This is a genomic window from Colwellia sp. MB3u-41, from assembly GCF_014076845.1.
GTDB lineage: Bacteria > Pseudomonadota > Gammaproteobacteria > Enterobacterales > Alteromonadaceae > Colwellia_A.
In genome coordinates, this window is record NZ_JACGUT010000084.1 from 154,313 (window position 1) to 169,455 (window position 15,143).

Annotated in this window: 13 protein-coding genes; 7 read left to right on the forward strand and 6 right to left on the reverse strand. The window is 36.0% G+C overall.

Annotation, left to right across the window (positions count from 1 at the left end; all coding sequences use genetic code 11):
• Window positions 1-125: 125 nt before the first annotated feature.
• The 3 genes from pomA to thiI all read left to right on the forward strand — a co-directional run bounded on the left by pomA (window position 126) and on the right by thiI (window position 3,478).
• The gene (gene pomA / locus H4J73_RS17360; RefSeq protein WP_182181752.1) at window positions 126-893 is read left to right on the forward strand and encodes a flagellar motor protein PomA; all 768 of its coding nucleotides are present in this window, start codon (window positions 126-128) and stop codon (window positions 891-893) included.
• A gap of 12 nt (window positions 894-905) precedes the next feature.
• Window positions 906-1,847, forward strand: a complete 942-nt coding sequence (locus H4J73_RS17365; protein WP_182181753.1) for a flagellar motor protein MotB — start codon at window positions 906-908, stop codon at window positions 1,845-1,847.
• Window positions 1,848-2,023: 176 nt separating this feature from the next.
• Complete coding sequence (thiI, locus tag H4J73_RS17370) at window positions 2,024-3,478, forward strand: tRNA uracil 4-sulfurtransferase ThiI (RefSeq protein WP_182181754.1); 1,455 nt, start codon at window positions 2,024-2,026, stop codon at window positions 3,476-3,478.
• Window positions 3,479-3,489: 11 nt separating this feature from the next.
• Here the strand turns inward: thiI and H4J73_RS17375 are convergent, their stop codons facing one another.
• Both H4J73_RS17375 and H4J73_RS17380 read right to left on the reverse strand, forming a co-directional pair.
• Complete coding sequence (locus H4J73_RS17375) at window positions 3,490-4,419, reverse strand: ketopantoate reductase family protein (RefSeq protein ID WP_182181755.1); 930 nt, start codon at window positions 4,417-4,419, stop codon at window positions 3,490-3,492.
• A 1-nt stretch (window position 4,420) separates the two neighbouring features.
• Window positions 4,421-4,783, reverse strand: coding sequence for a hypothetical protein (locus H4J73_RS17380; RefSeq protein ID WP_182181756.1), 363 nt, complete (start codon window positions 4,781-4,783; stop codon window positions 4,421-4,423).
• 144 nt (window positions 4,784-4,927) lie between these two features.
• On the opposite strand from H4J73_RS17380, the gene H4J73_RS17385 reads away from it, so the two are divergent.
• Both H4J73_RS17385 and H4J73_RS17390 read left to right on the forward strand, forming a co-directional pair.
• Window positions 4,928-5,410: a YajQ family cyclic di-GMP-binding protein gene (locus tag H4J73_RS17385; protein WP_182181757.1), complete on the forward strand. Its 483-nt coding sequence runs from the start codon at window positions 4,928-4,930 to the stop codon at window positions 5,408-5,410.
• A 243-nt stretch (window positions 5,411-5,653) separates the two neighbouring features.
• Window positions 5,654-7,009: a sodium-dependent transporter gene (locus H4J73_RS17390; RefSeq protein WP_182181758.1), complete on the forward strand. Its 1,356-nt coding sequence runs from the start codon at window positions 5,654-5,656 to the stop codon at window positions 7,007-7,009.
• 107 nt (window positions 7,010-7,116) lie between these two features.
• On the opposite strand, the gene H4J73_RS17395 is transcribed toward H4J73_RS17390, so the two are convergent.
• Window positions 7,117-7,824, reverse strand: a complete 708-nt coding sequence (locus H4J73_RS17395) for a TIGR01621 family pseudouridine synthase (protein WP_310649590.1) — start codon at window positions 7,822-7,824, stop codon at window positions 7,117-7,119.
• On the reverse strand, window positions 7,825-9,186 hold the full coding sequence (locus H4J73_RS17400; RefSeq protein WP_182181759.1) for a Na+/H+ antiporter NhaC family protein: 1,362 nt from the start codon (window positions 9,184-9,186) through the stop codon (window positions 7,825-7,827). It abuts the gene before it with no gap.
• 259 nt (window positions 9,187-9,445) lie between these two features.
• Between H4J73_RS17400 and gshA the strand changes: the two genes are divergently transcribed.
• Both gshA and H4J73_RS17410 read left to right on the forward strand, forming a co-directional pair.
• Window positions 9,446-11,017, forward strand: coding sequence for a glutamate--cysteine ligase (gshA, locus tag H4J73_RS17405; RefSeq protein WP_310649591.1), 1,572 nt, complete (start codon window positions 9,446-9,448; stop codon window positions 11,015-11,017).
• A 693-nt stretch (window positions 11,018-11,710) separates the two neighbouring features.
• On the forward strand, window positions 11,711-12,331 hold the full coding sequence (locus tag H4J73_RS17410) for a hypothetical protein (RefSeq protein WP_182181760.1): 621 nt from the start codon (window positions 11,711-11,713) through the stop codon (window positions 12,329-12,331).
• A gap of 563 nt (window positions 12,332-12,894) precedes the next feature.
• On the opposite strand, the gene H4J73_RS17415 is transcribed toward H4J73_RS17410, so the two are convergent.
• Window positions 12,895-14,178 (reverse strand): HlyC/CorC family transporter, encoded by a 1,284-nt coding sequence (locus H4J73_RS17415; protein ID WP_182181761.1) that lies wholly within the window; start codon window positions 14,176-14,178, stop codon window positions 12,895-12,897.
• 76 nt (window positions 14,179-14,254) lie between these two features.
• A complete protein-coding gene (locus H4J73_RS17420) occupies window positions 14,255-15,055 on the reverse strand; it encodes a cytochrome c biogenesis protein CcsA (RefSeq protein WP_182181762.1) in 801 nt (266 codons plus the stop codon).
• Between the last annotated feature and the right edge of the window lie 88 nt (window positions 15,056-15,143).

Below are 15,143 nucleotides of genomic sequence, written 5' to 3' on the forward strand. Positions count from 1 at the left end.
CAATATGAACGATAATAAACTTCTATTGTGTGGGTATATAAAAATATAAGTATTCGCGTATCGTAATACCTTAAGGTATTATCAAATAATACGAAGGTACGTTTTATTTCTTTTTGGAGATTTTTGTGGATATAGCAACAATATTAGGTATTGTGGGCGCAATAGGCTTACTCATTATGGCGATGATGTTGTCTGGTGATATCGGTATGTTTATTGATGCGCAGTCAGTTATTATTGTTTTTGGTGGTTCAATATTTATTGTGTTATCTCAATATAATCTCAGTCAATTTTTTGGAATGGGAAAAATTATAGTCAAAGCTTTTATGTTCAAAATTGAACAACCTGACGACCTTATTGAAAAATCAGTTGAAATGGCCGATGCAGCCCGAAAAGGTGGTTTCTTGGCATTAGAAGAAGCTGAGATCACTAATGGTTTTATGCAAAAAGGTGTGGATATGTTAGTCGATGGTCACGACGCTGATGTAGTTAGAGGCACCTTACAAAAAGACATTCATCTCACCTCAGAGCGACATGAATCAGGTGTGGGCATGATGATGGCGCTGGCGGATGTTGCACCTGCAATGGGCATGATTGGAACCTTAATTGGTCTGGTGGCGATGTTATCAAATATGGATGACCCAAAATCTATTGGTCCGGCCATGGCTGTTGCATTACTAACAACGCTTTATGGGGCATTTCTCGCTAACGTTGTTGCTACTCCTATTGCTTCAAAATTAAAGCTTAGGTTAGCTGAAGAAAAAATGAATCAAGAACTCATTCTAGATGCTATTTTAGGTATTCAAGATGGTCAAAATCCACGTGTTATTGAAGGTTTGCTTAAAAACTATCTTGCTGAAGGTAAGCGTGCTGTAAATACAACGGAAGAAGAATAACGGGAGTAATTTATGGCTGAAAAATGTAAATGTCCACCTCCCGGACTCCCGGCTTGGATGGGTACTTTTGCTGATTTAATGGCACTATTAATGTGCTTTTTTGTTTTACTTTTATCTTTTTCTGAAATGGATGTTTTGAAATTCAAACAAATCGCGGGTTCAATGAAGTTCGCCTTTGGTGTTCAAAATAAAATTGAAGTAAAAGATATTCCCAAAGGCACCAGTATTATTGCGCAAGAATTCCGTCCAGGTAAACCAGAGCCAACTCCTATTCAGGTGATCCAACAACAAACCATGGAAATGACACAACAGATGTTGGAGTTCCAAGCAGGTGATGAAACGTCTGCCGGAGGTCGACAAGAGCAGCGTGGTACAGAACGTGGTGGACAGTCGCAAAGTACGGCTGATGAAATGTCTGCACAAGCGATGCAAAAAGCCAAAGATGAACTTGAACAATCTTCACAGGAACAGGTGAATGAGCTCGTTAAAAAAATTGCTCAGCAGCTAGAAAAACAAATTCAAGATGGTGCAATAGAGCTAGAGTCGTTAGGTCAGCAAGTAATCATTCGCATTCGTGAAAACGGTTCCTTCCCTTCAGGTTCTGCTTTCTTACAACCACAATTTCGTCCTATTATTAGAGAAATTGGCGAACTACTTAATACGGTGCCTGGTGAAATTATGGTTTCTGCCCATACCGATAATCGTGGTATTAATTCTGAATTATTTTCTTCCAACTGGGATTTATCAAGTAAACGAGCGGTAGCTATTGCACATGAACTGATTAAAGTTTCTGGGTTTGAACAGTCACGTCTACTGGTAGTAGGTCATGCTGACACAAGACCGTTAGTACCTAATACTAACGCGCTTAATCGCCGTCGCAATCGTCGTGTTGAGATTTCAATTAATCAAGGTAAAGCAAAAGAAACTGAACCCATTTCTATCTCTAAAGAATAAATAAAGATCATAAATTTCAAATGTTGGCAAGACGTTAGGCAATGAATACCTCGTTTATTATCTAACGTCTTCCTTTTCAACTTAACCTTCATTCCTGTTTCGTGTATAATTCGCGCCATTATTTTACAGGTCGATTGTGGCCTACATTATCCCTTTATATTTAGGATCGTTTGTTCATGAAATTCATCGTAAAACTCCAATCTGAAATTGCTGTAAAGAGTCGCCCGGTTCGTAAGCGCTTTACTAAAATTTTAGAATCCAGTATTAAAAATGTTTTACGACGAGTTGATGAACAAATTACCACTCAAGCAAACTGGGATAATATAGAGGTTAATACTAAAAATAATTGTCCTAAAAATCGTTTGGCAGTAATTGAAACCTTAAAGTGTATACCTGGTGTTGCTCATTTTCTTGAGGTCCAACAAACGTTATACACTGATGTTCATAATATTTTTGAAAAAACCTTAGCAGTGCACCAAAAAACTATTGAGAACAAAACCTTCTGCGTTAGGGTAAAACGTAAAGGAACTCATGATTTTAGTTCATTAGAAGTTGAACAATATGTTGGTGGTGGTTTAAAAAAATATGTTGAGTCATCGAAGGTTAAACTGAAAAAACCTGACGTAACTATATTATTAGAAATTAAAGAACAATATTTATTTATTGTTGCTGAGCGTCATAATGGCTTAGGCGGCTTCCCCATAGCAACACAGGAAGATGTTTTATCATTGATGTCAGGGGGATTTGATTCAAGCGTTTCAAGCTTTCAAATGATCAAAAAAGGCACTCGTACTCACTATTGTTTCTTTAATTTAGGTGGCACGGCTCACGAGGTTGGTGTGAAGCAAGTTAGCTACTATTTGTGGAATAAATTCGGTGCCTCACACAAAGTTAAATTCTTTTGTGTTGATTTTGAACCCGTTGTTGCTGAGATTTTAGAAAAAGTAGATAACGGACAAATGGGCGTTATTCTTAAACGTATGATGATGCGAGCAGCATCCAAAATAGCTAAAAAAGTGAAAATACAATCATTAGTTACCGGTGAAGCGTTAGGTCAAGTATCTAGTCAAACATTAACTAATTTAAATGTGATAGACCAAGTAACAGATACGTTAATTCTTCGCCCATTAGTGGCTTATGACAAACAAGATATTATTGATATAGCACGTAAGATTGGTACGGAAGATTTTGCTAAAACTATTCCGGAATATTGTGGTGTAATATCAAAGCGTCCAACGATTAAAGCGATTTTATCTAAAATTGAAGCAGAAGAAGAAAATTTTGATTTTGATGTTTTAGATAAAGTTGTTGAAGAAACGCGTGTTTATGATATACGTGATATAGGCAAAGAAAGTGAAGAAGAAATTCATGCGGTTGATACAGTAGAAGATCTTCCTAGTGATGCAATTGTTATTGATATCAGAAGCCCTGATGAAGAAGACGAAAATCCACTAGATCTTGACAATGTAAAAGTGGTTCATATTCCTTTTTATAAATTATCGAATAAATTTAGTGAGCTTGAGCAAGAGAAAGAGTATTTGTTGTATTGTGACCAAGGAGTGATGAGCAAGCTACAAGCACTTTATTTAATTGGTGAAGGCTATAAGAACGTTAAAGTTTATCGCCCTTAATTTTACTTTGTTTACCGCAATAAATACTGCCTTTCAAGCGTTTTAACCGCTAGCCATAATTGTGTATTCACCGTTGTGGTTAGTTGGTGCTTTTTGGCTAAACGGTCAATGTAACCGTTGATATAATCTATTTCGGTACGACGCTTGTTAAGTACATCAGCACGCATTGATGATGTGTTTCTTGCCGTACCTTCAGCAACGTTCTTCACTAAATTTAGCAATAGATGCTCAGTTAACACGACGCCTTCTTTATTGGCTACCTCAACGACCTCGCTGATAATGCTTTTAATTTTTTCTTGGTACACTTGTTTATTTATTTCGCCATTATTAATATTTTCTAGTGCCGAAATAGGGTTAATAACGCAATTAATGGCTAATTTTTTCCATTGAGCCTGCTGAATGTCTTCTTGCCAGTTAACCTGTTTAAGGCTTTGTTGAAAATAGTCTAACAGTTGTTTTTTATTTTTTGCGTCGAGCTTTCCCCAAACAATACCCAAGTCGCTGTTTCCTATTCCCGTATGCTCAACATGATAATCAGCCACTTTTTTTGCGCCTTGTGTTAGCAAAAATGCCAGTAAACACTGTGATGGTTTGAGTAGAGGGGATATCTCTTCGAACGTACCTAAACCGTTATGAGCCAAAACAATAATAGCGTTTTCTGTCAGTAAATGATGGATGGCTTTTAAAGCAGTAGTGACCTGGTAAGACTTTACGCAAAGAATAATAATGTGGGCATGTGTTAATGCTTGGCTATTAGCAATATTTAAGGGAAATTTATTAGCTTCTTCATCCATTTCATTAAAATAATAATCAGCGAACGAAGGTACTGTTGACGGCCAAAGCGAAACTAATTTATTGGGCTGTTTATTTTCTGTAAACTGAGAAAACCGATGATAACAAAGTAAACCTATAGCACCTTGGCCAACAATAACGGTCTTCATATTAATTTTTTAATCGCGGAGGCTTACCATAAACGGTAAATACCCAATAGAAAATAGCAAAGAGAGAAACACCGACTATGTTAGCAATAAAATCAAAAAATTCACCACGGCGAAAGCCTAAATAATATTGGCTTAATTCTGTAAGCCCGCTATAAAAAAACAAACAAATTACAGTATTGATTAGCGGGAGCTTAAGTAAACCGACTAAAAGTAAAGTTAGTCCAAAAAAACCAATAATATGGCCAATAGTATCTATCTGTATTTTATTAATGACACTCGTTTTAAAATCACCGGGGATTAAAAAAATCAGCACCAGAACCAATAAAGAAATTAAGATAATTAATAGTTGAAGGTAACTTTTCATTGAGACGTATTTTTATGGATGTATAAATTTGTAATAATCCATCATAACATGTGAAAATAGCCGTTGCGATGACCTTTACCCACTAGTAGTGCTTTGTTAAGATTACCAGTACTTATATTATTGAATTAGCGAAAGGCCAATATCATGCCATCAATGGATGTCGTTTCCGAAATTAATTTGGAAGAAGTAAGAAATGCAACTGAAAATTGTATTAGAGAATTAGAAACGCGTTTCGATTTTCGCGGTGTTGAAGCAAGTATTGAATGGAAAAAACCCAATGTCGTATTGAAAGCTGAAGCCGACTTTCAAATAAGACAATTAGTCGACATGGTGCGCGGACAATTGGCAAAACGTAATATTGACGCTAAAGCTTTAACCCTTTCTAATACCGAACACTCAGGTAGAACCTTTACTCAGAAACTTTCATTTAAAGAAGGTATTGAGCAACCTATCGCGAAAAAAGTGATTAAGCTCATTAAAGACAGTAAGTTAAAAGTGCAAGCGGCCATTCAAGGTGAGCAAGTGCGCATAACAGGTAAAAAGCGTGATGATTTACAAGCGGTGATGCAACTCATTAGGGAAAGTGATTTAGATCAGTCGTTTCAGTTTAATAACTTCCGCGACTAATTAAGTCCCTTACTTTGAGCCAACTTAATCTATAAGGTGATCCAATCGAATATAAAAAAACAGCGCCACCAGTGCTGTTTTTTTATACATTGATTTTGAACTTTACTTAATGAGTAACCTTATCTTTACAAGGGTTAGATGATTTTACTGACAAATTGCTTACTTTTACGCAATTAAGGCTGTTTATTTGTTGGTACATTAAGTAAATTAACCGCATTCTAATAATAATAAAGATTATGTTTAATGAGTGTTTCAAGAGGTGGGTTTAGTTCTCGCATTGGTTTTATCATGGCAGCGGCAGGCTCGGCTGTTGGTTTAGGAAATATTTGGGGTTTTCCAACGCAAACAGCAAGTAATGGTGGTGCTGCTTTTGTTTTGGTTTATTTAGTTCTAGCTTTCTGCTTAGCTTATCCGGCTTTTATGGCTGAATTATTGATAGGCAGATATGGGCAGGCAAATGCTGTTAGCTCGCTAGAAAAAATGTCGCGTAGTTTTTGGCAGAAAAAATTCGCCTTTTTTGTTGGTTTTGGTGGCATTGTCTGTGCAGCACTTATTCTCAGCTTTTATGGGATTTTAGCCGGTTGGATGATGGCTTATGCTGTAGAGCCTGTTTTGAGCTTTATTGGGCTTAGTGATGCGGCTCAATGGGTTATTGCACAATCATTATGGCGTAATTTAGGTTTTACCGCTTTATTCATGGTTTTAACGGTTTTTATTATTCGCCATGGTGTTGAAAATGGTATTGAAAAATGGTCTAAACGGTTAATGCCGATGCTTATTGGCCTATTAATTTTATTAATTATTTATGTTGTGACCTTAGACGGTGCTGCAGAAGGTCTAAATGCTTATTTGAACCCCGATTTTTCACGTGTATTTGAAGCTGATTTATTGATCAGTGCACTCGGACAAGCCTTCTTTTCTTTATCGCTAGGTACCAGTGTTATGATTATCTACGGTTCATATATTTCAAAGAAAGAAAATTTAGTCACGCTTGGCGCGCAAGTCACTTTAATTGATGTTTCTATCGCATTTTTAGCCGGTTTATTAATTATTCCTGCTATGTATGTTGCTCAAGCTCAAGGCGTAGCTATTTTTGCTGAAGACGGTAGCTTAATTAATGGTTCAAATTTAGTGTTTACTGTATTGCCAAGCTTGTTTGAAAGTATGGGAAATATGGGCGCGTTTGTTGCTTTTGCTTTTTTTTTACTGATGTCTATTGCTGCTTTAACGTCCTCTATTTCGATGCTTGAAGGTCCGGTATCTTATGTCGTTGAACGCCACGATACCCCTAGAGAAAAAGCAACAACCTTAATTGGTCTCGGTATTTTTGTATTGAGCGTTGGTATTATTTTAAATATTGAAACAATGCTCGATTTTGTTGCTATTACAGCAACACAATACGGACAGCCAATTATAGCGATGTTATGTTGCGTATTCGTTGGTTGGATCTGGCACAGAAATGATGTTTTGATGGAACTAAAGGAAGGCAATAAAGATGCCAAACATAGTGTTTTTTGGAAAATTTGGCCTTGGTATACTAAGTTTGTTTGTCCAACGGCTATTGGTGTCGTTTTTATTCATTCTTTGAATCTTTTTTAAACACACAGAATTTAAAAATTTGATTAATAAAAAGCGAGCTTAGCTCGCTTTTTATGTTCAGGATGAACGGTGCTCTGCTCGTTATGACCGTTCAGTATCTACAGCCGCTAACTTCTACTTGGCCAAGCAAGTGACCATGGTTCTTTGATATTTTCTAATTGTTGTTGGCAAGGTTGTGTTAAGTATTTTTCGCCAAAAGAAGGGGGCAGCATATACTGATAGGTTTGCTCGTTTAAAGTAAACTTCAGCGCATATGCATGTAAATAGCCACGTTGCTCTTGATCAGAGGTTTGGGTTGCGTAAAGCGGATCGCCGAGTATGGGTGAGCCGATACTTGATAACGCCACGCGTAATTGATGAGTCTTGCCACTATAGGGTTTCAATAAATATAAACGTTGTCCATCATTGAGTGAATACGACAAGAACTGTGTAATAGCTGGGTTTACTTGGCTACGCAGTAATTTCCACATACCACGGCGACTTTTTTCCATATCACCTTGAATTAATCCTTGTTTTTTCTTTGGTTTTTTATCACTTATTGCAAGGTAGTATTTTTCAATATTATGTTGTTCAAATAGTTGCTGAAATTGTTGAGCAGTAGGTAAGTTCTTTGCAAATATCATCAGGCCAGACGTCATTTTATCAAGGCGATGAACTGGATATAAATCGTTAATGTTACCTTGCTCCTTTTGCTGTTTTTTTATCTGATTAAAAAAACCATTATCTAGCTTACCTTCATCATGAAAGTTAACGTTTGCCGGCTTTTCTGCGATGATAAAATCATCGTGTTGAAAAATTATATTTATCAATTGCACTTATGAAAGTCCTAAACCGACGAAGATATAAAGAATAATGGTTATCACGCCACCAAATAATGCATAGGGTAATTGTGTTTTAACATGTTCGAAATGGTCACACCCGCTGGCGATTGAGGCGACTACGGTTGTATCAGAAATAGGCGAAGCGTGGTCGCCAAAGACACCACCGCCTAATACGGCAGCGACTAAAAACTCTATAGGTAAACCACTTTGCTGAGCAATAGGCACAGCAATAGGTACCAATATCGCGAAAGTCCCCCAAGAGGTTCCTGTTGCAAAAGCCATTAAAGCAGCGGCAATAAAAATAACCGGAGCCATTAAATATAACGGTAATTCAATATTAAACAATTCACTGACATAAATTCCTGTACCCAAACCTTTTATTGCATCACCAAAGGCAAACGACAACACTAGAATCGCAACTGCAGGGAATATGTGTTTAGCGCCCTCTATGGAGTTCATGGTGATTTCTTTAAAGTTAAGTAATTTATGAAAGCCAATGAATACGACTAACAAGATGAAAGCGCTGGTGATTGACCAAAAGACAGAAAATGAGCCTGAGCCGCGACGAATATCACCATCACCTGTTATCCATAATAAAACTAAGGTCATCGTTAATAATGATAATAGGGGGAGCCACATTATATAGGCAGGAGCCGTTTTTTTGATCGCGTCTTGTTGTTGCGCTGTCACTTTTGACTCAGCTCTTTTCATTGGCCCATAAAGCTTACCGCTATAAGCGGTGTAAAAAGCCAATACAATAGCGATTATCGCATAAAAGTTATAACTAACAGTACCAATTAAAACACCAACCGAGTCAGCAAGTTGATAGTCATCAAGTAAGCCTAATACATAAGCGCCCCAGCCATTCACTAATAATAAAATACTGACAGGTGCACAAGTTGAGTCAATAAGGTACGCCAATTTTGCGCGACTCATTTTATATTTATCAAATAATTTTTGACTTGCCATACCGGCAGTAAACATACTTAAATTAGTGTCTGTAAAAATACTAGTACCAATTATGGTCGGTAACATACTTGCTTGACGCGCGTTTTTGACTAAATTTAAGGATGACAATTTTTCGATAAAGCCATTTACTGCACCAGACTTATTCATTAAGGTAACTAAAGCACCAATGAGTAAACTGAAGCTAACAATATAGAGATTACTCGTTGAGGTGAATACACCGCCAATCGCTAGAAAACCATCGGTTAAGCCATTTATTACTTGCCAATTTGACGACATTATAGTGGCTAAAATCACACCACAAAATAACGCTAATAAAGAATTTTTTCGCCATACGGCAATAACAATGGCGATAAAAGGGGGAAGTAATGATAAAGGACTATCTTGCATGATTTTAACTATTTTCTTATTATTATTTTGTTGAACACTTTACCGTAAGCGCAAATTTTTAGAAACTGCTTTAAACAGAGTTTGAGTTTTATTTTGAAAATAAATGCAGAGTATTACGGTCTTGTGTTTTTAGAAAAATAAATAATATTTTGAGGGTGCTACTTTAGATTACCTTTTTAATACAGTAAAGTATTGAAAAGCTAATTATTACCCTCAAATAGTGATTAGCAGTTACGCTTAATGTATTTAGGGATTATTTTTGAAACTTTCTTTTGATGACTATGTAATGGCATTTAGCCAAGACGAACATTTATCTTCCTTAACAGGCATTGGGCGAGGCATAGAACGTGAAGGTTTACGTGTTTTGCCTGAAGGACGTTTATCGTTAAAACCACATCATAAGAGCTTAGGCTCTGCACTAACACATCCTAATATTACAACAGACTATTCAGAAACATTATTAGAATTTATCACTCCGGTAAGTTTTAACCCTGAAACCACTATCGCGCAACTGCAAGATATTCAAAAGTATACCTTAAGTAAAATTGATGGTGAATTGATTTGGCCAATGAGTATGCCGTGTTTTGTTGACAACGACGACGCTATACCACTGGCAAACTATGGGTCGTCAAATGTGGGTCAGATGAAAACTGCTTATCGTCAAGGGTTGAAGAATCGTTATGGCAGTATGATGCAGGTTATTTCGGGGATTCATTTTAATTTCTCATTTTCTCAAAGTTTTTGGCAAAGTATGCAAAAAATTTCAGAAAATAAGGCACCTATAAATGACTTTATATCGCAAGGATACTTTGCATTATTACGTAACTACAAACGATATTGTTGGTTAATACCTTACCTTTACGGTAGCTCGCCGACCATTTGTGGTTCATTTTTGAAAAATAAAACGACCTCATTACCTTTTAAAAAGTCAGCCAGTGGGTATATGTATCTTGAATATGCGACCTCATTGAGAATGAGTGATTTAGGCTACACCAATAGTGAACAATCATCACTGGAGATTTGTTATAACGACCTAGACGGTTATTTAGATGGTGTGCAAAATGCAATTCATTTACCCTCAGAAAATTTTGCAGCCTTTGGTGTAAAAGTTAATGGTAAATATCAGCAGCTAAATAGCAACATTCTGCAGATTGAAAATGAACTTTACGCGCCTATTCGACCTAAACAAGTGGCTAAATCTGGTGAGAAGCCTTCAGAAGCATTGAGAAATAGAGGGGTTGAATATATTGAAGTACGTGCTCTTGATGTTAATCCATTCTCAGATACGGGGATAAGTATTGATCAAGTTTACTTCCTTGATGTTTTTATCACTTATTGTGCATTAGCAGAAAGTCCTTTATTTACTTGTCAACAACAACAAAGTTGTGATGAAAATATGGATGAAATTGTAGTTCGCGGTCGAGATCCTCTTTTGCTACTTAATGATAATGGTTGTGATAAATCAGTTAAAGCGTGGGGCAATGAAATTTTCAAAGAAATGCAGAAAGTAGCAATCTTGTTGGATAGTGCGTATGGCGGTGAAAAATATAGTCAGGCTGTAGCGAATGAACAAAAAAAATTGATTGATCCCAATTTAACGCCTTCTGCTCAATTACTTGATTGTGTAGTAAACCAAAATAAGAGCTTAACGGGAATCGCTTTAGGACAAGCACATGAATACCGTCAAGAATTACTTAATAGAGATTATCAAATTTATAGTGAGCAGTACTTTACTGAAGCGGCGATAAAATCACATCAAGAACAAAACGACATTGAAAGTGCAGATAAAATCGACTTTGATACATTTTTAGCCGATTACTTTTCTGCATAGATTGCGTTTATTAACTCGTTAATAGCGTGAAGGTTACGCGCTATTAACTTATCTGAAAGCACTTTTGAATATGCCACTTTCTATACCCCTTAACGGATGACGTTTTTATTCGCTTTTTAAATACAGCTGCATTTTACAATTACCCTTTTCTTTATCTTTGTTAAAAAAAAGCAAAAAAAAACGCATTACTTAAAAAAGAATGCGCAATAAAAACATAAACACTAAAGGAAATATAACTCTCATAAAGTAGGAGTGATTGTTGATGGTTTAGTTCAATTTATTTAGGTGTCTTTTTACTTTTTCTTTGGTTGAATTTAAGCAAAAAAAAACGCATTACCTAAAAAGGAATGCGCAATAAAAACATAAACACTAAGGGAAACATAACTCTCATAAAGTAAGAGTGATTGTTGATGGTTTAGTTCAATTTATTTAGGTGTCTTTTTACTTTTTCTTTGGTGGAATTTAAGCAAAAAAAAACGCATTACTTAAAAAAGAATGCGCAATAAAAACATAAAAACTAAGGGAAACATAAAACACTTAATCAGTAAGAACAGGAATACTTGTTATAGTTCAATAAATTTCATATAAATTACAAAAAATTTTATCATCACCTCTTTCTAAAAATTATCTAGTTGGTATAAAGCTATGTTTCTGGCATGATAACAATATCTAATTCAATAACGTATTGATGTTATGTCGTTTATTAAGCCTTTTTTTATTTCATTGTTGAGCATTGTACTCCTAGCAAGTTGTGCAACTTCACCGCCCAAAAATCCTGAAAATATTTGTGATATTTTTCGTGAACATCGTGATTGGTATTTTGCAGCCAAGGAAGTACGAGAGCGTTGGGGGGTACCTATTCATGTACCTATGAGCATGATGTATCAAGAAAGTTCATTCAGAGCGGGAGCTTTACCCCCTAGAGATTATCTGTTGGGTTTTATTCCATGGGGTCGGGTAAGCACTGCCTATGGTTATTCACAAGCAAAAACAATGACTTGGGGTGATTACATTAGAGAAACAGATAATTCAGGCGCGGATCGTGATGATTTCGATGATGCAATCGACTTTATGGGGTGGTTTATTTTTAAGACACAAAAAATTAATAAGGTCTCTAAATGGGATGCCTATAATCAATACTTAAATTATCATGAAGGTTGGGGGGGGTTTAAGCGCCGTTCTTATAAAAAGAAGCCCTGGTTGGTCAAAGTTTCACGAAAAGTGGATAACCGAGCACGACGTTACAGTAGTCAATTGAAAAGCTGTGAAGCTGATTTAAATCACGGTTGGTTGTGGCGATTATTTTTTGGTTAATAGGATTTACTTAAGATCGCAGTATATAAGTTTACTGCTAATTCATTAATTAGATGCTCTACTTTATACGTTGTTATTGGTTATGTTAACCGTGAAATGATCAGATAATGAGTGGGGTTGTAATTAGCATGATCTTTTATAAAAGATTATGCTTTTCAATTTTTAGGATTAAATAATCAATCATTAATCCTCCATATAGTCGCTAGCAGAAAGAGTGCCCACATAACTTTTCTACAGTAAAAATTCTCGTAAATACCCAAGTTTTATATAATTAAAACCCTTGTAAAAAAACTTCATAAATTTTAAAGAAAGGCATTGCATTATTCGAGGGCTGGCTCTTATTGGGCTGTGTTTTGTTATCCACAGAAATTGTGGAAAAATCATTAATAGAACAATGGTTGTGGGTAACTTTGTTAATAACTTTGTTTGTTGATGGTATTATCCACAAAAGAGGATGTAAGCACATAAAAATAAAATTACTTGTATAACTAGTTAATTATAAACAAAGGCCTTAAATGGGGGGTTTAAGGCCTTTGTTTTTATCAGAGACAAGACAATCGTTGTTACTTTTCTTTCTCTTCATCAATATAAAGTTCTGGCAGGATCCTAACTGTTTTTATCATGTTATCTGAAACATCAACAATTTCTAATGGGTAGCCAGCGATACGAACACTCAAATTAGCTTCTGGAATATCTTCTAAATATTCGATAATTAAGCCATTTAATGTTTTAGGGCCATTGGTGGGGAAAGTCCATGTCATTTCTTTATTAATGTCTCTAACGGTGGCACTACCGTCAACTAAGTAACTACCATCAGGCTGAGCATTAACTTCCTCGCTTGTGGTGGGTGTCATCGTTGTGGTGAAATCACCAACGACTTCCTCTAAAATATCTTCTAGGGTGACTAAACCTTGAATATCGCCATATTCATCGACAACTAAGCCCAAGCGTTCTTTAGCATGCTGAAACTTTAAAAGTTGTACATTGAGTGTTGTGCCTTCAGGAATAAAATATAATTCTTTTATTGCTCGGATTAAAGTGGTCTTAGTAAATTGATTTTTGAATAAGAGCTTTAGTGCATCACGAAGGTGAATGTAGCCAACGACATCATCCATGTTGTCTCGATATAATAAAACACGAGTGTGATTTGATTGGGCTAATTGTTTCTGAATTTTTTTCCAGTCTTCATTGATATCAATACCCACTAATTCATTACGAGGGATCATAATATCTTCAACCGTTACCTTTTCTAAATCAAGAATGCCCACCAACATATTTTGATCACGTTCTGGCAACATTGCGCCAGAGTCATTCACTACCGTTCTTAGCTCTTCAGAGCTTAAGCTATGCTGTACACGTTGTTCAGAGCTTACGCCAATCAACATTAATAAACCGTTAGTTATCCAATTTACAGCAACAACAAAGGGGAACAACAGCTTTAATAAAAAAGATAAGACAATTGAGCTCGGAAACGCTATTTTTTCAGGGTATAACGCGGCTAATGTTTTTGGAGTGACTTCAGAAAAGATAAGCACAACAAGTGTTAATGCAATGGTTGCAATTAACACACCCATGTCACCAAATAACCGTAAACCGATAATAGTGGCTATCGCAGAGGCTGCAATGTTAACCAGGTTGTTGCCAATGAGTATCAAACCAATTAAACGGTCTGGACGTTCTAACAATTTACTAACGCGTTTAGCACCCTGATGATTTTGTTTTTCTAAATGGCGAAGTCGATAGCGATTAAGCGACATAATGCCAGTTTCAGATCCTGAAAAATAGGCTGATAGAATAATTAGAATGCCAAGAATGGCAAAGAGCATTTCCGTTGATATGTTGTCCAAAAAAGGAACCCTATATTGTGTTGTAGATAATCATTGGGTACGTTATAACGTACTTAATGACCATTATTATGATAATTTACAGTAAAATAAATTCTTTAACAAACCGACTACCAAAATATGCCAATGTTAATAAAGCACTGCCAGTAACCATTAATATTAACACACGATGACCGCGCCAACCTCTATTATAATGTCCCCAGAGTGTTGTTGTATAGACTAGCAGGGCTAAAATAGACAATACGGTTTTATGTACATTTTCATGTGAGATCATACCATCTAAAAATAAGAAGCCAATAACCTGACTGAGTAATAAAAAACACGTGCCAATACTTAAAATAATAAAAAGCTGACCTTCAACCTGCATTAGTGGGGGTAGGTGGTTAACCGCTGATAAATTTTTTGTTTTTAATTTAAAATTGATGTAAGCGACTTGAAACGCGTAAAGTGTCGCAATGACTAAAGTACAATAAGAAAGCAGCGCAAGTGTCACATGGCTTATCACACTTAATTGATGATTAATTAAGGGGGCTTGTTCTACGCTAGGTATGAATACCATCAGTAATTGCCAAATACCTGCAAAGCCATAAATAACCGGTAATAATAAATTCACTTTATAGCGTAATGCAAAGGCAGAGATGGATAAACAAATAATTAAACTGACTAAAGAAATAACATTAGGCAATGCAAAGTTAATGTCCGCTTGAGCCACTAAAAACTGTGCATTACTTAAGGTATGTAGCACCATAGCTAAACAACCAAAAAATAGCACAAAAATTAAATTAGGTCCTTTAGGGTGAAACAAACGTAATAACATTGCAGAAGTTGCAACCGCATAAGCAAAAAATGCAATTAAAGAACAAATATCCGAAAAACTCACAACGTGCTCCCACACAAGAACTTAAAATTTAGGTATTTATACCGGCAAACGATTCTATCAGAATGCGGGTAATACACCCTATATTAAA